Below are 20,429 nucleotides of genomic sequence, written 5' to 3'. Positions count from 1 at the left end.
TGGCGACGAAAGCGGCGCGCCACGAGCGGGTTAAACAAAAAATAATGCCTGGCGTCAGGAAGACCAGTCCGTCATTACCTGAGGAGAGCATCTTTTGGGGGAGTCAGCGCCGGGGGGATAACTCGTCAAAGGCGCGGATCACGCAGTCTGCGTGTTCCTGGTAGATGTGGTTACGTTCGTTCAGATAAAGACAGGCGATCATGTTGGCGTTACGGGCCGCCTGCAGGTCAAAAATATAATCGCCGACATAGATCAGCTCACCGCAGGCCAGCCCCCAGGTTTCGGCGATACGCAACAGTCCTTCAGGGTGCGGCTTGGGCTTGCAGTCTTCACGGGTTAGCGCCAGCTCAACGGGAATGCCCAGCGCCTCAATGGCGATACGGGTTGCTTCACGCATATTGCGGGTCAGGATCGCCACGGGAATATCCAGCTCCCGCAGCGACATCAACAGTTCTTTCGCGCCCGGCATCCAGGTAGCCGCGCGCGCGCCAGCGATTTCATGGGCTTCCACCACCGTCCAGGCCCTGGCGACGGCGTCAGGATCATCCAGCGTATCCAAGTGCTCAAGAATGGGCTTTCCCTCAGGAAAACCCAGTTCCCGCCGCATGGCGTCAAAGTCCAGACGGGAATCCACCAAGGTGCCGTCCAGATCGAAGATAAATCCTTTAACGCCGCTGAGGTTCATAAGACACAATCCAGGCGGAATCATCCGCTCAAAGCCCGCCGGACGCCGCTCGTTCTGCAACCGACGTCAGAATACAGATCAGTAAGGGCACTGATAGATAGCGAAACGCTGACGTCCGTCGATGGAGATTTCACTATCAGGAACGACGGTATTGCCGCCCAGAGCCGCCGCTTCGTTACGCGCCAAAGTAGACAACTCTTCGAAAATAACCTTCTCATCGCGGCTCAGTATGCCCACGCGGCTGACGCCATTGGAGGTAGTCGTGCCCAGCTTCTGGCAGTTCGCCACCTCATTTCTCTTGGCCACCTTGACGGTTTCGCCTTCCGGCGTCAGAGAAACCCACGAACACCCGGAGGCCATTAAGGTTGTCGCAATCAATACTAACGTTGCTTTTCTCATCTTCTCTTCCATATTTTTCAGAATGTTAGAGTGTTTTACTAAAAAGTTTTTCAACTTTTTACCAGAACACCCGGTAAATTAGAACCTATTGTCTTGATAAACGCCACTCGCTCTTGGTCGTCCAGGTCGCAACCGGGACGCAGACTGGACCATTCCGGGTTGCTCCGCGCCTTGCGCAACCAGCGCGACCAGTCTCCCGGCAATTCCGGCGATCCGCCGTCCGCCAGGGCCATCGGCTGTTGAGACGCATGTCCCCGCTTTTGCAGCGCTTCGAATAAATACTGTTGCCGCAGCCACAATACTTTGAGGGTGGATTCGTCGACGCACAACTTGCGTTGTTTACGTATCGCCGCGGTCAAATCTTCGCGATAACGGCGTCCGGTCTGCCATACGACCCCCGCCAGGGCGCCCAGCGCCGCCGCAGCGCCCAGCGTAACGCCGCCGGCCATCAGATCCACGCCAACGCCTACCGCTGCGCCGGCGGCCGCGCCGCTACCCGCCTCTACGCCCATGCGCTTCATATTGTCCGGATCAAACAAATCCAGCTCCCATTCGCCATCGCGTACCGGCAAGGCGGCGATCGTCACATCCTCGTCGGCGAAGCGAAAGATCTGCAGCAGGTCGGCGACGCAGTCTGACTCCGCCTTACGCACCTGATCCTGCATCCGCTCCGCCGCAGTCTGAATTTCCGCTTCCTCATTCGTCGTCATCAGACGAAAACTGGCCACGTCCGTCCACAAGGCGGCGATGCGCTGCGCGGCGCTGTCCATCTGGGAGTCCCATTGCTTCTGCCGCTCTTCGATAAGCTGCTGCAGGTCGTCATAGCGGGCGGCCATCAGCGCCTGCATCTTCTGGTAAAGACGCTTCTCGTCCTCAAAATTGAAGGCGACCGTGTCGAACTCCACCTGGGCGTGCAGGTTCAACGCCGCCAGTTGCTCACGCCACTGCGCCAGATTGGAGCGTGGCGCGGCGATAAAGTTCAGCACGGGGATCACCGGGCGCGCAGCAAAACTCAGCACTTTCAGCTCATCCCGATATTTACCGAGCACCGGCTCACGGACATCCACGACATAGAAGATCAGCTCGTCCTGCAACAACTGCCGGATCACCTTGGCTTCTTGCGAGAACTGCGGATAGCGATCCAGATCCTGGATAAAGGCGCGCAGCCGTCCCAGACCGTTATCCTGCTCCGGGCGTAATTGTTCCAGCGCTTCCAGCAGCTCAATGGAATCCTCCAGCCCCGGCGTGTCGAACAGAGTGATGACTGGCGTTTCGTTGACCAGGATCTGGCCAGCCTCCACATGCCGGGTGGCGCCGGGGTGATTGGAGATAACCCCGAATTTCAGATCGCGCAGCAAGGTGCGCATGAGGGAGGTTTTACCTGCGTTGGTGTGACCGACCACCGCCACGGAAATCGGGTCGCCGCCGATGCCGGCGCGCGCTTTGGACGGTGTCGCATTATCCATGTTTCATCTCCCCTTCGGAATGCGTCCCGATCACCCGGTGCACCACCCGTTGCGGTTCTATCCCGCATTCCGCCGCTAATTGGTGCCAGTCGCAGATGCGTATGTCGCGTCCCTGCTCGTCCTGATCGAAATATCCCGCCGTTTCGCACAACTCAAGCCATGTCAGTGATTTGCGCCCTTCCGTCAGTTGCGCCAGAAACCGCTTCAAACCGCGATCCGGGGAGCGTTGCAGCGACACCGCAGCCACCAATGGCGCCTGTTTCAGCGTCTGGGCGCGCTGCAGCGCAGTATGCTGCCCTTCCCGATCCAGTACATTGCCCAGATTAAACGCCACGGGAACACTCTCCCCCGCCGCCATGTGCGCGTTGTCCAATTCCACCCCAAGCCAGTAGCTTTGGGTCGGTGGGGTTTCCTCACGCGCCTGTTGAGGCTCAGGGCCCGTCTGAGGACGGGCGCCGTCATCCGCATCCACCACGCCCAGCACTCGCGTGGCCGGAATCAGCCTCTGTTTCAAACGGACATAGTAAGGGCGCGCCAGATTCAGGCGAAAAGCGGCGCGCGCACGTCCGTACGCCACCCAGGACGCCGCCAGCAATAAGAGACGGGGGATGATTCCATAGGTCAACATAGCGCCCAGCAGCAAGCCTGACCACGCCTGACGCGCCGCTTCAGCGTCAGCTGGCGAGCCGCCAATACGACTGGCGGCGATTTGCTCTGACGTCGGCGAAGAGAAACCAAGCCATTGCGGCAACACCGCGAGACCTTGAGTCAGAGCTTGGAATGAAGATTCGGACAGGATGGTGGTTTCCCAAATAAAGTCATACTGACGAGCGGCCAGCATGAGCAGAATCATGGTCGATCCACCCAGCAAATAGGACAGCCATAACGCATGAGACAGCCGACTGAGGTTCCAGCGACCCAACGCCCCGGCGTTCATGACGGCGAACCATGCCTGCGCCGCAGCGGCGTCTGCGCCGTTCTTGCCGCCCAGCCTGGCCATCCAGTAGGCCACCGTCCACTCCAACGTCTGGCCGAGCATACCTGTTTTAGCCTTGCGCGACGCCAGCGCCATGCCGCCCGCCCACAACGCCAGCATCAGCGTGTTGACGCCTAACAGCGCCAGTAACAACCAGAAGAAATTCACACTGCCTTGCTGTGCGCCGTCAAAGGCCTGCCGGGCCGCCAATGCGCCAAGGCAAAACAACAGCGCCATTGCGGCAAAGGCGACTTTTTTCGCCGCCTCCGCCGTCTTTTGCAGGCGAGGACGCAAAGCAACGCCTTCCCCCATCTGCCGGGCCCGGTCCAATACATGCTGCTCCAGACCCTGTCCCGAAGTATGCGCAGGCTCGCGCAGCGAAAGCTCCGCATACGCCTCGTTTTCCTGAATATGCCGAATCGCTTCAGCCTGCAGCCGGTCGTTGAACTTATCCGGCATCATGCAACCCTGCTCTGACGTTATTCGACGCCCCCTGCGACGAATAAGATTCAGCGATGTGTAATTTCAAAGCGGTTCCTCTGGCTCGTGTCAGTCATCAGGTGAGTCCGTCGTCCCACGGCTCCCTGTTTGTCATTTTCTTGCGCTGTATACAATCTGAAGCGGCCAGACGCCGCGCGCTTCAGGTCGGCCAATGATACCTATTCGCTCCTCGCAACGACAAGCTCGGTCGGAGGCTGCGCACAGCCTCCTGCTGTATTGGCGATATTCCACCTCCCAATTGCCCTTTGAGTGGGCTATGCTAACTCTATTATCAAACAATGCATTGAGACGCCTTGGTCTTTTCAAATCAAAACCAATTGCTCTCCCACAGATTTTAAAGCGCGTTAGCCGGTACCAAAGATGTTCGCACCCAAGCTCGTTCTGTTGGCGTCTCTAAACTGTTTGCTGGCTTCCTTCTCACTACATTCTCAGGCTGAGCCGCCGCCCTCGGGTGAAATCACCTATTACATCGTTGAGGATCTGGCCAGCCCATTTCAGATTGCTTCCGAGGGCGTCAGTAACGGCGGTCTTATTACCGATCTGGTGGAAATCATCTTTCGCGACACGCCACTGCGCGTGATCCCCAAACCTCTGCCGGTCAACCGTTTGCACCGGATTATCAGAGAAGACACCCAGTCGGTTTGGCTGACTTACGACGCCAAAGTGTGGAATTCATTGGCGGATGTCGGAGACTTTGTGGATGAGCCACTATTCACCGTCAACCACGCCTTGCTCACCTGTCATAGCCAACCCAGGCTTATCGATACGGAAACCGATTTACTGGGTATGACTCTGGCTATCCTCGATAACTTCAGCTACCCCGAACTGCGTTTACTGGAAGAGCGCGGGGCCTTGACGCTGACAAGCGTGGAAAAATATGAACAAGGCTTTCGTTTAGCGGCGGCCGGGCGCGTGGACGGATTTGTGGAGATGGAAATTCGTTTGCGCTACAACCTGGCGCAGGAAAACGAGGCCTCATCGGATTGCTATCACTTCCTCAACATGGACGCGGTGATACCGCCTTACGATATTTATCTCAGCATGAGTAAGCAGGCAAGCCCTGACTTGAGGGAGATGGTGACGCAAAAAATCAGACAGCTCAAAGGCAGTGAGGATTACAAACAGGTTTTCGCCCGCTATATGGGGCGCGTTACGGCGGAAGAAACCAAGCGGGCGAAAGCGGCTCCCGCCGCTCTCTGCCCGCCCGCATGCGCTACCGTGGCGAATCAGCCTCTGTAGTAGCGGTGCTCAACGAAAGTCGCAGACACGACAGTCACCGGCACTTCTTTACCGCGCACGATCGCTTTCAGCTCCGTTCCCATGGCGGAACAGTCAGCTTTGACGTAGCCCATCGCCACCGGTTTCTCAACGCTGGGACCGTAGCCGCCGCTGGTCACAACGCCAACCACCTGCCCTTCCGCATTGACAATCTCAACGCCTTCACGCACTGGGGCCCGACCTTGCGGAGCCAAACCAACGCGCTTGCGAGGAGAGCCTTCCGCGAATTCACTCAGGGTCACATCCGCGCCAGGGAAACCGCCTGCGCGTTCGCCATCGGCGCGACGCGGCTTGGACAGCACCCACTTCAGGTTCGCCGCCACCAGGTTGGTGTCCGTGTCCAGGTCATGGCCATACAGACACAGGCCGGCTTCCAGACGCAGAGAATCTCTCGCGCCCAGGCCGATAGCCTCGACGTCCGGGTGCGCCAGTAATTTGCGCGCCAGCGCCTCCGCACGATCCGCAGGGACGGAGATTTCGTAGCCGTCTTCGCCGGTATAGCCGGAACGAGTAACAAAACACTCAGCGCCGTCCAAGGTCGCCCACGCGCCAGTCATGAAAACCAGCTTGGTCAGTTCCGGAGCCAGTTCTTCCATCACGCCCGCCGCAGCCGGACCTTGCAACGCCAACAGCGCGCGGTCTTCCAGCACTTCGATTTCCACCTTGTCGCCAAGGTGTTTGCGGAGATGCGCGATATCCTGCTCTTTACAGGCGGCGTTAACCACCAGGAACAGATCTTCGCCAGTGTTGGTGACCATCAGGTCGTCCAGGATGCCGCCCTTGTCATTGGTGAACAGCGTGTAGCGCTGCGCGCCCTTCTCCAGACCAACGATATCGCCGGGAACCAGCGCTTCCAGCGCTTCCGCCGCGCCAGCGCCTTTGAGACGCACCTGCCCCATGTGGGAGACGTCGAACAGACCGGCCTTGGCGCGGGTGTGCAAATGTTCTTTGATAATGCCTGCGGGGAATGTCACCGGCATGGCGTAGCCTGCGAATTCAACCATCTTCGCCCCGCACTCCACGTGCAGATCATACAACGGGGTTTTCGCCATTTCGGCGTTGTTCTGACTTTCAGCCATTGCTTCGTCTCCCTAAAGGCGTCACTGGGGACGCCATTGTTCGCATGAAATTCTATGGTCGCCGAAGCCGGTCCCGAAGGACCGGCGCATCAGCATTCGATTACGTTTACCGCGAGGCCGCCGCGAGCGGTCTCTTTATATTTGGTCTTCATGTCAGCGCCGGTGGCTTTCATGGTTTTGATCACCTTGTCCAGGGAAACGAAGTGACTTCCGTCTCCCCGCAGCGCGATACGCGCGGCGTTGATCGCTTTCACCGAGCCCATGGCGTTGCGCTCGATGCAGGGCACCTGCACCAAGCCGCCAATAGGATCGCAGGTCAGGCCAAGGTTATGTTCCATGCCGACTTCCGCGGCGTTCTCCACCTGCTGAGGCGTTCCACCGAGCACCTCCGCCAACGCGCCTGCCGCCATGGAGCAGGCCACACCCACTTCACCCTGACAGCCGACTTCGGCGCCGGAAATAGAAGCGCCTTCTTTGTACAGCACGCCAATAGCGGCCGCTGTCAGCAGAAAACGCACAATGCCGTCTTCATTGGCGCCGCCAACGAACCGGTCGTAGTAGTGCAATACTGCAGGAATAATGCCCGCCGCGCCGTTCGTCGGCGCCGTCACCACTCTGCCGCCCGCAGCGTTTTCTTCATTCACCGCCAGCGCATACAAATTCACCCAGTCGAGAACGTTCAGCGGATCCTTCATGGCGGACTCCGGCCGCTTTGACAGCGCGCGATGCAGTTCCGCCGCACGACGCTTCACTTTCAGACCGCCAGGCAAAATGCCCTCTTTACGGCAGCCGTTCTCCACGCAATCCTGCATTACCTGCCAGATGCGCAGCAGCCCCTTGCGCACTTCTTCTTCGCTGCGCCAGGTCTTTTCGTTCTCCATCATGATACGGCTGATGCTGTATCCCGTGGCGCGACAGTGCTCCAGCAACTGCGCCGCCGTGCGGAAAGCGTATGGCAGCGGCGTGGTGTCGGGAACGATCTTGTCTTCGCCCACCGCGTCCTCGTCCAGAACGAAGCCGCCGCCTACGGAATAATACGTCCGCGTACGCAGAGCCACCGCGCCATGATTAAACGCCGTAAAACGCATGCCGTTGGGGTGATAAGGCAAGGTCGCGCGCTTGTTCATCAGCAGATGTTCTTTCTCCACGAAGTCGACTTCGTGCAGCCCCAACAGACGGATGCGGCGACGGGTGCGAATACGTTCAATCTTCGCTTCCACGTCATCCGTATCGACGTCCTCGGGTGTTTCTCCCTCTAGGCCCAGCATCACCGCTTTGTCGGAGCCGTGCCCCTTACCGGTGGCGGCCAGAGAGCCAAATAATTCCGCCTTGATAGTGATAACCTGCTCCAGCAGGCTGTCCCGCTGCAATCCCTGCAGGAATTGACGCACCGCCTTCATAGGTCCCACGGTATGGGAACTGGAAGGACCAATGCCTATTTTGAGCAAATCAAAAACGCTTACAGCCATAAATCATCACTCGCCACGGAGCTGTGAAACCTTGAGAAACCCGCCCGCTATGCGGACGGAGAGACCGGAGCGCCTCATAGGGCGGCTCCGGATTTGGCGTTAGCGCGGTAGACAGGGAAATCGCGACAGATGCTCAGCACCTTCTCGCGGACCTTCTCTACGACGCTTTCATCGCCCATATTGTCCAGCACATCGCAAATCCAGTTCGCCAGCTCCACAACTTCTTTTTCTTTGAAGCCGCGAGTGGTGACGCCTGGCGTACCGATACGCAGACCGGAAGTCACGAACGGCGATTGTGGGTCGTTCGGCACCGTATTTTTGTTGACGGTAATGTACGCGCGGCCTAATGCAGCGTCGGCGTCTTTACCGGTCACGCCCTTATCGATCAGATCGATCAGGAACAGGTGATTGTCCGTGCCGCCGCTGACGACTTTGTAGCCGCGCGCCTTCACCGCATCCGCCATGGCTCTGGCGTTATTCACGACTTGCTGTTGGTAGTCGCGGAATGCAGGCTCCAACGCTTCCTTGAACGCTACCGCCTTAGCGGCGATCACGTGCATCAGAGGACCGCCCTGAATACCAGGGAAAATCAAAGATTGCAGTTTTTTCTCAATCTCTGGGTTGGACTTCGCCAGAATCAGGCCACCGCGAGGGCCGCGCAAAGTCTTATGCGTGGTGGTCGTGGTGACGTCGGCGATCTGCACCGGGCTGGGATACAGACCCGCCGCAACCAGACCGGCGACATGCGCCATATCAACGATCAGGTAGGCGCCAACGCTATCCGCAATGTCGCGGAAACGCTGCCAGTCCACCACTCGTGAATAAGCGGAGAAGCCTGCGATAACCAGTTTCGGCTTGTGTTCTTTGGCTAGACGCTCGACTTGATCATAGTCGATTTCGCCGGTTTCCGGGTTCAGGCCGTACTGCACGGCGTTGAAAATTTTGCCGGAGAAGTTGGGCTTGGCGCCGTGGGTCAGGTGACCGCCGTGGTCCAGACTCATGCCCAGAATCGTGTCGCCAGGCTTGGCCAGGGCCAGATACACGCCTGCGTTGGCTTGTGATCCAGAATGGGGTTGCACGTTGGCGTAATCAGCGCCGAACAGTTGCTTGGCGCGGTCGATAGCCAGTTGCTCCGCGACATCGACGTGCTCGCAGCCGCCGTAATAACGCTTGCCGGGATAGCCTTCCGCGTATTTGTTGGTCAAGACGCCGCCTTGCGCTTCCATCACCCGTGGGCTGACGTAGTTTTCGGAGGCGATCAATTCAATGTGTTCTTCCTGACGGCGTTTTTCCGCATTAATGGCCGCCGACAGCTCGGGATCGTAATCAGCGATCCGCATATCTTCGGTAAACATGGCTCGTGTTCCTCTTTCAGATTCTTATTTTGCGCAGAGAAGCGGGACGCGTGAACGCCCCGCAGTACTGCTTAGTCCTCGTACTCAGTCATCGGAGGACATGCGCACACCAGGTTGCGGTCGCCGTACACGTTGTCGATGCGACCCACCGGGCTCCAGTATTTGTCCGCTTTCAGCGCTTTCAACGGATACACGCCACGCTCGCGGCTGTAGGGCCGATCCCAGTCGCCCACCAGATCCGCCGCGGTGTGCGGGGCATGGTGCAGCGGGCTGTGATCCACGTCGTACTCGCCGTTCTCAATCGCGCGGATTTCCTCGCGGATAGCAATCATGGCGTCGCAGAAGCGATCCAGTTCCGCCAGAGATTCGCTCTCAGTCGGCTCGATCATCAGCGTGCCAGGAACCGGGAATGACATGGTTGGCGCGTGGAAGCCGAAGTCGATCAAACGCTTGGCGATATCGTCAACGGTCACGCCGCAGCTGTCTTTGAACGGACGCACGTCGATAATGCACTCATGCGCCACGAAACCTTGCGAACCGGTATACAGCACGGGATAGTGCGGCTCCAGGCGCTTGGCGATGTAGTTGGCGTTCAGAATCGCCGACTTGGTCGCTTCGGTCAGACCTTCGCCGCCCATCATGCGGATATAAGTCCAGGAAATGGGCAGAATGCCCGCGCTGCCCCAAGGCGCTGCGGAGATAGGCGCAATCGCTTTTTCCGCCGTCTCGCCCATGGCGCTGTGGCCAGGCAGGAACGGAGCAAGATGCGCAGCGACGCCAATTGGGCCAACGCCGGGGCCGCCGCCGCCGTGTGGAATACAGAATGTTTTGTGCAGGTTCAGGTGCGACACGTCGCCGCCGAACTGACCGGGTTTACACAGGCCGACCATCGCATTGAGGTTAGCGCCATCAATGTATACCTGACCGCCGTGCTGATGCACGATAGAGCACACTTCGCGAATGCCCTCTTCGAACACGCCGTGAGTGGACGGATAGGTCGCCATTAACGCCGCCAGTTTGGCGCTGTGCTGCTCCGCTTTCAGACGCAGATCGTTCAGGTCCACGTTGCCGTTGTCGTCGCACTTCACCGCTACGACTTTCATGCCCACCATCTGCGCTGACGCCGGGTTGGTGCCGTGGGCGGAATTGGGGATCAAGCAGACGTCGCGGTCGCCTTCTCCGCGGCTTTGATGATAAGCGCGGATCGCCAGCAGGCCAGCGTATTCGCCCTGAGAGCCCGCATTGGGCTGCAAAGAGAACGCCGCATAACCGGTCGCTGCGCTGAGCATACGTTCCAGATCAGCGATCAGGGCGCGATAGCCTTCAGTTTGATCCAACGGCGCAAAGGGGTGAATCGCGCAGAAACCTTCCCAGCTCACCGGGGTCATTTCCGTGGTGGCGTTCAGCTTCATGGTGCAGGAGCCCAGCGGGATCATGGTGCGGTCAAGCGCCAGGTCTTTATCCGCCAGACGGCGCAGATAACGCAGCATTTCCGTTTCAGAGTGGTAACGGTTGAATACCGTGTGCGTCATGAATGCGCTTTGACGGCTCAGCTCCGCTGGAATCGCATCCTTGGCGGAAGCGTCCAGCGTCGCGACATCCGCAACCGGCTTGCCGGAGGCGAATACCTGTAAAAGTGCGGCGACATCTTCGCGGGTAGTGGTTTCGTCCAATGAAACGCCCAGGGTTTTATCATCGATGCGCCGCAGGTTGATCTTCTGCTGCAGAGCGGCTTGATAGACCACGTCTGTATCGCCGCCAGTGGCGACGGACACAGTGTCAAAGAAATGCGTGGTGTTGACGGTGCGTCCCGCCTGCTTCAGGCCTTCCGCCAGAATAGTGGTCAGACGATGCACGCGACGGGCGATGCGTTTGAGCCCTTCCGGGCCGTGGTAAGCGCCGTACATGGAGGCGGTAATCGCCAGCAGCGCCTGCGCGGTGCAGATGTTTGAGGTCGCGTTCTGACGACGAATGTGCTGTTCACGGGTCTGCAGCGCCAAGCGGTAGGCTTTGTCGCCATTGGCGTCAACAGAAACGCCCACCAGACGACCAGGCAGAGAACGCTTGTACTCGTCTTTGGTGGCGATGTAAGCCGCGTGGGGGCCCCCGAAGAACAAGGGCACGCCGAAACGCTGACTGTTGCCGATAGCGATATCAGCGCCCAGTTCGCCCGGAGGCGTCAACAGGGTCAGAGACAGGATATCCGCCGCCATGATCGCCAGTGCGTTGGCTTCGTGAACGGTTTTGATCAGTTCGCGGTAATCGCGGACATCGCCGTTGACGCCCGGATATTGCAGAAGCACCGCAAAGTAGTCGCGGTTCTGCAGATCTTTCAGAGGATCGCCGACCACGACTTCGATGCCCAGAGGCTCAGCGCGGCCTTTTACTACTTCGATTGTCTGCGGCAGGCAGTCTTCCGCGACGAAGAATACATTGCTCTTGTTCTTGCCGTTGACCCGGCGACACATGGTCATGGCTTCCGCCGCCGCAGTGCCTTCGTCCAACAGAGACGCGTTGGCCATTTCCATACCGGTGAGGTCGCCGATCATGGTTTGGAAGTTCAACAGCGCTTCCAGGCGGCCCTGAGAGATTTCCGGCTGGTACGGAGTATAAGCGGTATACCAGGCGGGGTTTTCCAGTACGTTACGGAGGATAACGGTCGGCGTCAGGGTGTTGTAGTAACCCATGCCGATGTAGGTTTTGAAAACTTTGTTACGTTCAGCGAAGGCTTTCAGTTCCGCCAGCGCCTGCGCTTCGGTGCAAGGGCCGTCGAGTTCGAGACCTTCCTGGATGCGGATGGTTTCAGGAACAGTCTTGCTGATCAGCGTTTCCATGTCGGCCACGCCCAGCGCGTTCAACATGGTGGTCTTTTCCGCTTCATCCGGGCCGATGTGGCGGCCGATGAAAGCGTCCCGCTGCTCCAGTTCAGCCAGAGTTTCGCGTGTATCGCTCATGATATTACTCTCCTGTCAGCGCCTTATAAGCCGCGTCATCCATCAGCGACTCAACTTCAGAAGCATTGGAAAGGGAGATTTTGTAAATCCAGCCTTCTCCAGTAGGATCTTCGTTCACTTTACCTGGATCATCGCTCAGCGCTTCGTTCACGGCGACTACGACACCGCTGACGGGGCTCTTGATATCGCTGGCGGTTTTCACCGACTCCACTACGCCGATATCTTCGCCCTGGCTGACTTCACGGCCCACTTCGGGCAGCTCCACGAACACCAGATCGCCCAGTTGCGCCTGTGCGTAATCTGTAATGCCCACAACACCGACTTCATCGGATTCCATGGACAACCACTCGTGATCTTCAGTGAATTTCAGACCGCTCATACGTAACATACTCCTCAATTGGAACCGGTTGGAATAAATTATCCTTCTGAGCCCGCCCCAGGACGTATCGACAAAGAGAGACGCCGCCGAAACAGGGCTACAGCGATATCGTTTTTATATAACTGAACCATAACTCCGGGCTATTGATTTGTGAAATTAATAGTTAAAATGCATTTATTTAAAATATTTATGGTAACGCTGTGAATTATCTCCCCACCGATCTCCTGCAAACCTTTGTCGCCGTAGCGGATTATGGCGGTTTTACTCAGGCCGGCGACGCGTTGGGACGCTCGCAGCCGGCGATCAGCCTGCAGATCCGGCGACTGGAAGAATTAGTCGGCGCCACCCTGCTGCTGCGTAACAACAAGGCATTGGCCCCCACTCCGGAAGGCTTGATTCTGTTGCAATACGCCCGCGACATTCTTGCTCTTAATAAAGAAGCCATGATCAAGCTGTCGCAACCGGAGCTGGCCGGTTGCTTGCGCCTGGGCATTCCCAATGAGTTCGCCAGTTCGTTGCCAGAGGTGCTGGGCAAGTTCTCCCAGGCGCATCCCAATGTCACGCTGGAGGTCACCTGCGACCTCAGCTCCAATCTGGTGGAGCGTTATCGCTCCAAAGAGTTGGATCTTGTGTTCGCCCTGCACACCAGTTTACGCACCATCTCTCCGGAAGAAGGCTGGATGGAGGATCTGGTGTGGGCCACCAGCATTCATCACACCTGCCATACCCGCCATCCGGTGCCGCTGATCGTCGCGCCGCGGGGCTGCGTTTACCGCCACCGCATAATTGAAGCCCTGGACTCCATGAGCATCCCCTGGCGCATTGTTTATACCTGCGCCAGCTTCAGCGGCATCCGCGCTGGCGTGTTGGCGGGATTGGGCGTCACGGTATTGGGTAAAAGCATCGTGCCTGAAGGGTTGCGAGTAGTGGAGAGCAGCGACTATCTGCCTGCCTTGCCAGGCGTGCAAATGCGTCTTTTATATAATCGGGAGCAGACTTCCCCCGCCGTGGCCGGTTTTGTGCAATTTATCTCCCGCACTGCGCCGGTGGCGGGCGATGGCTTGAGCCTGGATGGACTGCGCGCAGGCTAAGTCAATTCATGAAAATTTATTGACGGAATTTGATCAAAAAACGCGCTACTTGTTTTTAACGCCCCCTCATAGGCGCTTAATTGGCGAAAGCTTTGCAATCAAGTTATTTGTAGCAATGGCGGGAGGACGACGATGTTTCGTTCATGCACGATTCTTCTGACACTACTGATTTCAGTCACAGCGATGGCGGAGGGGGTGATCGTGAATCGCGCGCCCCTCGACGCGCAAGTGGCCAACTACTTCGCGCAGCAAGGGATTCGTCTGCAACCGGGCCAATACTGGTACGACGCGCACACCGGCGCCTGGGGTTTTGAAGGCGGCCCAACTGTCGGCGTCACTTACCCCGGACTCCCTGTCTCCGCTCCCCTGCCCGCGGATATCTCCGGCGGCGGCTCCGGGATCTTTATCAATGGTCGAGAGATTCATCCCAGCGAAGCCGTGGCGCTGAGAAATTATTTCGGCCAGGCGATTCCCGGACGTTACTGGCTCAACGCCGCTGGCGTCGGCGGTTATGAAGGCGGTCCGGCGCTATTTAATCTGGCGCCGATGTTCAGCAACCGTGGCGGCGGCAATCGCGGTTTGGGTCATAACGGTCGTGGCGGCTCGGTGATCAGCGACGGAACCACCTCTGGTTTCATTTCGTCTGACCCCAGCCATGGAATCAGCGTCACCTGCGGCCCTGACGGGGGCTGTATCTATTGACTATGAAAGCGGAGCAGTAAAGTCCGCTAATCCGACGCCGCCGGTTTCCTGACGACGGTCAGCGACGCCGGCGGAATAACAGGCAGCCCCTCTCCTTTCAACAGCTTTACAAACGCTGCTTTGGGCAGAGGCTTGCTGAGCAAAAAGCCCTGCGCCTCATCGCAATCCCGCTCCTGCAGAAAGCGTAGCTGCTCCACATTCTCCACGCCTTCCGCCACTACTTTAAGACCCAGCGCCCGGCCCAGCAGAATAATACCGCTGGCTAGAGCTTGATTATTGGGGTCGTCCGGTAAATCGCGAATAAACATACGGTCGATTTTAAGCGTATCTATCGGCATGCGCTTGAGCCTGCTAAGAGAAGAGTACCCTGTGCCAAAATCATCAATGGCCACGCTCAACCCCAGCGATCGCACCTTCCTTAGCACCTCCACACTACGCTCCTCGTGCTGCAGAGCGCCTTCCGTCACTTCCAGCTCCAGATCGAGATCGGACGGCTCCAGACCCCAGCGTTGCAACGCATGTTCGATACGCCCTTTGACATCGTAATGCTCCAGCTGTTTGCCTGAGACGTTAAAGGCGATGCGAGGCAACTTCAGCCCCTCTTTCAGCCAGCCGGCCACATCCCGGCATAGTTGATTGATCACCCATCCGCCGATGGGATCAATCAGAGCGCTGTCCTCCGCAATATTGATGAAACAGTATGGGGTTATCAGTCCCCGCGTGGGGTGCCGCCAGCGCAGCAGCGTCTCCGCCCCCACCAGTTTGCCGCTGGCCAGATTGAATTGCGGCTGGTAGTAAAGTTCAAATTCATTGCGCTCCAGGGCTTGCCGCATTTCGCTGCTCAGAGTCAGGTGCTCTATCGCCCTTTCCGTCAGTTCGCTGGTGTAGAACTCGAAAGTATTGCGGTGCAATTCCTTGGCCCGGTACATGGCCGCATCCGCCGCCCGCGCCAGATTCTGCGCGCTTTCGGCGTCATGGGGGAAAATGGCGATGCCGATGCTGGCGGAGCAGACAATTTCATGACCGCCGATGTGAATGGGCTGACGAATAGTCTCTATCAGCTTGCCGGCCATGGCGGCGGCGTCCTCGGTATTGGACAGCTCCTCCAGACTGATAGTGAACTCATCTCCTCCCAGGCGCGCCACCATGTCTTCGCCCCGCACCGCTTCCGACAAGCGTCGCGCCACAGTTTTCAGCAGGATATCGCCAGCCTCATGCCCCATGGTGTCGTTGATGATTTTGAAGCGATCCAGGTCGATAAACATCAACGCCACTTCCATACGCCGACGCTTGGCCCGCTCCAGAGAAATCTCAAGGCTATTGAAGAACAGCAGTCGATTGGGCAACCCGGTCAGCGAATCATGGTTAGCGAGGTGGCGTAGCTGCTTCTCTTTCTCTTTGATCACGCTGATATCAGAGAACACCGACACATAGTTGGCGATTTTGCCGTTTCTATCGTAGACCACATTGATGTTCTGCCAGGCGGGGTAAATCTCGCCATTGCGCCGTTTATTCTCAATCTCCCCCTGCCAATGGCCGTGCTCCGTGATGGAGCGCCACAGGGATTGATAGAAAGTTTTGTCGTGGCGACCGGATTGTTGCAGGCGGGGGTTACGTCCGTAGACATCATCCAGGGTGTAACCGGTGATCTCGGTGAAGGCGTTGTTCACCGCCACGATATTGCGGGCGTCGTCGGTAATAATGACCGCTTCGCGGATGGCGTCGAACACCACCGCCGCCTGCTGCAGCTCCTTCTCGTGACGACGTCGCTCAGTGTAATCCACCAATATGCAGCGACTACCGCGAAATTCGCCGTCTTCGCTTCGCAACGCCGTGCTGCTCAGCAAAACACAGAACAACCGGCCGTCTTTGCAGCGAACATTAAGCTCCAGATTGCTCAGCGTGCCGCCTTTCTTCAGTTGCCCCAGCTTGTCCCAGCACAATTGCACGCAGTCTTCAGACAGCAGATCGCAGAACATCACTTTGCCAACCAGTTCGCTGCGCGAATATCCCAGCCAGCGCAGCGCCGTTTCGTTGATATCCACGATTACTCCCTGGGGATCCAGCGAGTGATAGCCGCAAGGCGCATTGTTGTATAGGTCATAAATCAGGTGCGCATATTCGTTCTTGCGGTTTTCATCCAGCTTGCGTTCAGTGATGTCCTGGATAGTGCCGTGCATTTCCACAGGGTTTCCCTGCGCATCAAAGAGCACCTCGCCCGCCCCGCACATAATGCGCTCCTCGCCATCGGGCCAGATGACGCGGTGCTCGATGGCGTATATCTGCTTGTTCTCCAATGCCTCGTCCACCAGCTTGACGACGCGCGCCCTGTCATCCGGATGCACGCATTCCAGAAACTTTTCATAGGAGGCTTTGTTGTCATGCAGCGACAACCCCAGATTGCGGTAAACCTGATCCGACCAATACACTTCATTGCGCTTTATATCCCAAAGCCAATTGCCCAGCCGGGCGATTTGCTGCGCTTTATCCAGATTGTTGCGACTCTCGCGCAGGGCCTCATTGCGGGCCTCATTGGCAGTAAGCAGCCAGGCGACCACACCGCCGACCAGAACGACGCAGGCGATCAGGAGATATAACATGGCGCTTTGCAGAGACAATTCCGCTTTTTGCGCAGGGGGCAAGGTCTCCATCAGCTGGTAGTCCGCCCATAAGAAGACAGTGGAGAGGAGGCCAGCGCCCAGCAACGAAAAGACGAGTAAACGCCGGAGGTAGGAACGAATATGACTTTTGAGATGTATCAAGCGCACGCTATGGCGTCTTCCCTGGTTTCGCATGTCCGCCTGTGGCGGCTTGTTGTTTTTATAAAGGAAACTAGCACAAGACCGCAATTTTGCCTTAGTGGGACGGAATAAAAGGCAATTGAATTGATGACTGTCAAACCAAGCAAAAATTTATGCGGAAGCCATGGCAATTGACGTAATTTTGACCAGACTATCTAAAGAAATCCCCAGGGACTCCATGATTCGCCAGTAGTTCAGGGGTACTACTTACCCGCAACCTAAAAGGATACGTCGCCATGATTAAACTTGTCCTCGCGCCCCTTAACGCCCTTTTCTTCACCTTGATGCTCTGCGTGGCTACCTCTGCTTCAGGACACGGCTTCTTCGGTTCAAACGCTGTCGATAGCGATTGTGATGACTGCGGCGCAGGCGGTCCGGGCATGATGCGGGGCCGGCGCATGATGGGAAGCGGCGGCATGTACAACGGAGACGACTGGAGCGCCTCCAACTGGGGCGGCTATGGTCGCCATTCCATGATGGGATCCGGTCGTATGTTTGGTCACGGATACATGATGGGCGATGGCTTTATGATGGGCGGCATGATGGATTTAAGTTCGCCTAGAATGGCGGGGCTGCTGGGGTTGGAGGATAAGCAGCGAAACCAAATAGAAGAAATTCAAAAACAGCTGGGCGAGCAGCAATGGGCTCATTTTCAGGAAATGTACAAACAACACGCCGCCATGCAGAACCTGCTCAACAAAGACGAAATGAATGATAAAGCCATTCTGGAAGCTCATCGCGCCATGGCGGACGCCCATCTCAAGATGCTGGAAATTCGTTTGCAGGCGCGCAGGAAAATGCAAGAGGCGCTCACCGAAGAGCAACGGGAGCGTCTACATCAGATTCAGGATTATGACTGGGGATCGCGATAACGTCTTTCTGCGTCAAGGCGGCGGCTCAGTTCAACGCCGCCGCTTCTTTGACGCTCCGCTTGTCCAGGGACGCGTTAAGCTTATCCTCACGCCCGCTTTCCCGCAGCACCGACTGACGATTGCGACGTAGCAGGCTGGTCACCTCTTCCTGTTGATCCCGCGTAAAGGAACTCCACTCCGGCCACTGCTCCGGCGCCCACAGAAACTGGTTGTAGTCCGGCAGCCAGCCCGACATCAATTGCGCTCGTAATATTTCAAACAGCTTGGCGGGGTTTTCGTATACAAACCATTCCGGTATATCCATGGCTTCGACAATTTTATAGGACACGGACTGCTTGAGTTCATCATGCAGATATTGCGGCGACTTCTGCCCGATGATATGCCGTAAATAACAGGCGATCAGATAGGGAAAGCGGTTCTCAGAGTCAATGGACGTCTTATTATTGCCAAGCTTGGGATAGTAACGATCCAGCTCCTCCAGCGCTTCTTCGTTCCGCCCCAGCTTGATCAGCGTGGCGGCCACCGGCAGCGTGTAAGAGCGATTCCCAGGTTGCTGACTGCGCCGTTGCTGAAATACAGATAACGCCGCCTCATAGTCACGGTTGATAGAGTACTGCAGGCCACGCGCATAGAGATAGCTGGCGCCGGTGCGCATGCCTGGCGGCACCTGAATCAGTAATTCCTGCGCTTTCTTCATATCTCCGAGAGCCATCCACAAAATCGCTTCGGTCACTTTATTATTGGGTTGCCGCCCGATCACATGCGGATACATGCGCGACCAATTGAAGTAGTCCGTCGCCGTATCCACCGTGATCGGCAGAAACTCCAGCTGGTCCAGTGGACGGTACAAATAATCCGGCTCCAGAGCCAAAGCGCGCTGATAGGTGTCCCGCGCCTGCTCCAGGCGTCCCATGCGCAGCAAAGTATAGGCTTTCCCCCGATTGATGCCGCCGGAGAAAGGCTCCAGTTCCAACGCCCGTTCGTACATAGCCAAAGACTGAATAAAACGCCCTTGGGAACGCAGCAACTGGCCGTACCAGAGATAGGCCGGTGTGTAATTCGGCGCCATGTCCATAGCTTTTTTGTAGAAGCCTTCCGCCTCACCCTCCCTGCCCTGCTCGGAGAACTGCAACGCGCGTGACGCATAGGCCTGTGGCATGCCTGGGTCGAGGGCGAACGCCCGGTCCAGCAGAGGCGCGCACTTCTCTGACACCGTACTGGCGGGCAGATCCGAATAGACGCTCAGGAAGTGGTAGCTATCGCACAGCGCAACATAGGCCGGCGCAAACTGGCCGTCGAGACTGATCGCCTGAGAGAAATTCTGCAAAGCCCGCTGCAGCGAAAGCACGTCGCGCTGAGACCAATAGTGACGCCCTTGCAGGTAATAATCGTATGCTTCCGGATCCGGCTCGCGGCGGTCACTAAATTCGTCATCAGGCACATTGAGCTGGGACAGCAACGCCTCCGTCAGCTCCTGATGAAATGCATACAGCTTACTGGCGTCGCCTTCGATGAGACCGCTCCACTGGGAGTCTCTGCCCGCCAGATCGGTGATATTGAGAATCAGCCTCAAGCTGGAACCGGTGACCTGCAGACTGCCGCTGACCGCGCTGCCCCGATCAGGACGGGACCAGGGCGCCGTCTCGCTGAAGACCACCCGCGCGCCGCGCAAAGTAACCAATCGCGAACGAATGGCGTCCGTAACGCTGGTGGCCAGATACGCGCTATCGCGATGATGGGAGGCGTCCACCAATTGAATCGGGTAAACAATAACCTGGCTGGGGGCATGAGGCTTGGGGTAAAAGACGCCGAACCCCAATGCGAACATCAAGGCGAGCGCGCCGACACTGATCCCCCATTTACACAAACCGCGCCGGCGACCTTGGGGGCCTGTATGGGGACACAGGCCGTCCACATCGGGCTGCGACATTTGCGCCACGATACGATAAGTGGAGCCGTCTCGTTCTATGTAACGACGCGGCCTGCCATTATCTCCGAACGCCTTGCGTAATTGAGAAACAATCTGATCGACGGATGCGTCCGGCTGAGCGGACGACGGCCAGATTTTTTCCTGCAGTTGCGTCTCCCCAAGCGCCCGGCCCTGCGCTTCCACCAACGCCAGTAGAGCCGCCATCGCTTTAGGGGTAAGAGAGATTTCACAATCCTGGTCAGCCAGTTTGTTGGCTTCCGGGTCGACCCACCAGTCTCCGATTTTAAAGGGTCTAAGGGGGTGAATCTGGCGTCTGATCATCCTTCTCTGCCCATCAAGTCCTTGTTAGGTGTTGTCCTGTGTCCTGAAAATCGGGGGCTACGGCATTATGGAGAATTCCAATAGCGCTCGAAAGCGTATTTCCTCCGGGAGCCTGTCGCCTTAATCTCCGCCATCGCCAGCGGATATGCTATAAGACTTTTCTCCCAAAAC

At 57.4% G+C, this 20,429-nt stretch carries 15 protein-coding genes; 4 read left to right on the top strand and 11 right to left on the bottom strand.

Annotated features, from left to right (window positions below):
- Positions 1-103: 103 nt before the first annotated feature.
- The 4 genes from O5O45_RS08295 to O5O45_RS08280 all read right to left on the bottom strand — a co-directional run bounded on the left by O5O45_RS08295 (position 104) and on the right by O5O45_RS08280 (position 3,988).
- Positions 104-685 carry an HAD family hydrolase gene (locus tag O5O45_RS08295; RefSeq protein ID WP_305904746.1) on the bottom strand — a complete coding sequence of 194 codons (582 nt, stop codon included), beginning with the start codon at positions 683-685 and terminating at the stop codon, positions 104-106.
- A 78-nt stretch (positions 686-763) separates the two neighbouring features.
- A complete protein-coding gene (locus O5O45_RS08290; RefSeq protein ID WP_041598750.1) occupies positions 764-1,084 on the bottom strand; it encodes a DUF4156 domain-containing protein in 321 nt (106 codons plus the stop codon).
- 50 nt (positions 1,085-1,134) lie between these two features.
- Positions 1,135-2,550 carry a GTPase/DUF3482 domain-containing protein gene (locus O5O45_RS08285; RefSeq protein WP_305904745.1) on the bottom strand — a complete coding sequence of 472 codons (1,416 nt, stop codon included), beginning with the start codon at positions 2,548-2,550 and terminating at the stop codon, positions 1,135-1,137.
- Positions 2,543-3,988 carry a DUF2868 domain-containing protein gene (locus O5O45_RS08280; RefSeq protein WP_305904744.1) on the bottom strand — a complete coding sequence of 482 codons (1,446 nt, stop codon included), beginning with the start codon at positions 3,986-3,988 and terminating at the stop codon, positions 2,543-2,545. Before O5O45_RS08280 ends, O5O45_RS08285 begins: the two co-directional genes overlap by 8 nt.
- Positions 3,989-4,387: 399 nt before the next feature.
- On the opposite strand from O5O45_RS08280, the gene O5O45_RS08275 reads away from it, so the two are divergent.
- Positions 4,388-5,266, top strand: a complete 879-nt coding sequence (locus O5O45_RS08275; RefSeq protein ID WP_305904743.1) for a substrate-binding periplasmic protein — start codon at positions 4,388-4,390, stop codon at positions 5,264-5,266.
- Here the strand turns inward: O5O45_RS08275 and gcvT are convergent.
- The 5 genes from gcvT to gcvH form a co-directional block, all read right to left on the bottom strand.
- A complete protein-coding gene (gene gcvT / locus O5O45_RS08270) occupies positions 5,254-6,384 on the bottom strand; it encodes a glycine cleavage system aminomethyltransferase GcvT (RefSeq protein ID WP_305904742.1) in 1,131 nt (376 codons plus the stop codon). The genes O5O45_RS08275 and gcvT overlap by 13 nt on opposite strands.
- Before the next feature lie 89 nt (positions 6,385-6,473).
- Entirely contained in the window at positions 6,474-7,853 is a 1,380-nt protein-coding gene (locus O5O45_RS08265; protein WP_305904741.1) for an L-serine ammonia-lyase, read from the bottom strand.
- Positions 7,854-7,927: 74 nt separating this feature from the next.
- Entirely contained in the window at positions 7,928-9,208 is a 1,281-nt protein-coding gene (gene glyA, locus O5O45_RS08260; protein WP_011397654.1) for a serine hydroxymethyltransferase, read from the bottom strand.
- A gap of 71 nt (positions 9,209-9,279) precedes the next feature.
- Positions 9,280-12,162 carry an aminomethyl-transferring glycine dehydrogenase gene (gene gcvP, locus O5O45_RS08255; protein WP_305904740.1) on the bottom strand — a complete coding sequence of 961 codons (2,883 nt, stop codon included), beginning with the start codon at positions 12,160-12,162 and terminating at the stop codon, positions 9,280-9,282.
- Positions 12,163-12,166: 4 nt separating this feature from the next.
- Complete coding sequence (gene gcvH / locus O5O45_RS08250) at positions 12,167-12,541, bottom strand: glycine cleavage system protein GcvH (protein WP_371747978.1); 375 nt, start codon at positions 12,539-12,541, stop codon at positions 12,167-12,169.
- 200 nt (positions 12,542-12,741) lie between these two features.
- Between gcvH and O5O45_RS08245 the strand changes: the two genes are divergently transcribed.
- Together O5O45_RS08245 and O5O45_RS08240 are read left to right on the top strand one after the other, a co-directional pair.
- Entirely contained in the window at positions 12,742-13,632 is an 891-nt protein-coding gene (locus tag O5O45_RS08245; protein ID WP_011397657.1) for a LysR substrate-binding domain-containing protein, read from the top strand.
- Positions 13,633-13,764: 132 nt separating this feature from the next.
- Positions 13,765-14,334, top strand: coding sequence for a hypothetical protein (locus tag O5O45_RS08240; protein ID WP_305904738.1), 570 nt, complete (start codon positions 13,765-13,767; stop codon positions 14,332-14,334).
- 26 nt (positions 14,335-14,360) lie between these two features.
- On the opposite strand, the gene O5O45_RS08235 is transcribed toward O5O45_RS08240, so the two are convergent.
- Entirely contained in the window at positions 14,361-17,102 is a 2,742-nt protein-coding gene (locus O5O45_RS08235; RefSeq protein WP_305904737.1) for a sensor domain-containing protein, read from the bottom strand.
- A gap of 269 nt (positions 17,103-17,371) precedes the next feature.
- Here O5O45_RS08235 and O5O45_RS08230 point away from each other — a divergent pair, with 269 nt between their 5' ends.
- Positions 17,372-18,007, top strand: coding sequence for a Spy/CpxP family protein refolding chaperone (locus O5O45_RS08230; protein WP_305904736.1), 636 nt, complete (start codon positions 17,372-17,374; stop codon positions 18,005-18,007).
- A 25-nt stretch (positions 18,008-18,032) separates the two neighbouring features.
- Here the strand turns inward: O5O45_RS08230 and O5O45_RS08225 are convergent, their stop codons facing one another.
- Complete coding sequence (locus O5O45_RS08225) at positions 18,033-20,258, bottom strand: tetratricopeptide repeat protein (protein ID WP_305904735.1); 2,226 nt, start codon at positions 20,256-20,258, stop codon at positions 18,033-18,035.
- Positions 20,259-20,429 lie beyond the last annotated feature (171 nt).

The organism is Hahella sp. HNIBRBA332 (assembly GCF_030719035.1).
GTDB lineage: Bacteria > Pseudomonadota > Gammaproteobacteria > Pseudomonadales > Oleiphilaceae > Hahella.
Note: the sequence above shows the minus strand (reverse complement) of the source record. Positions and strands in the feature narration are given on the sequence as shown.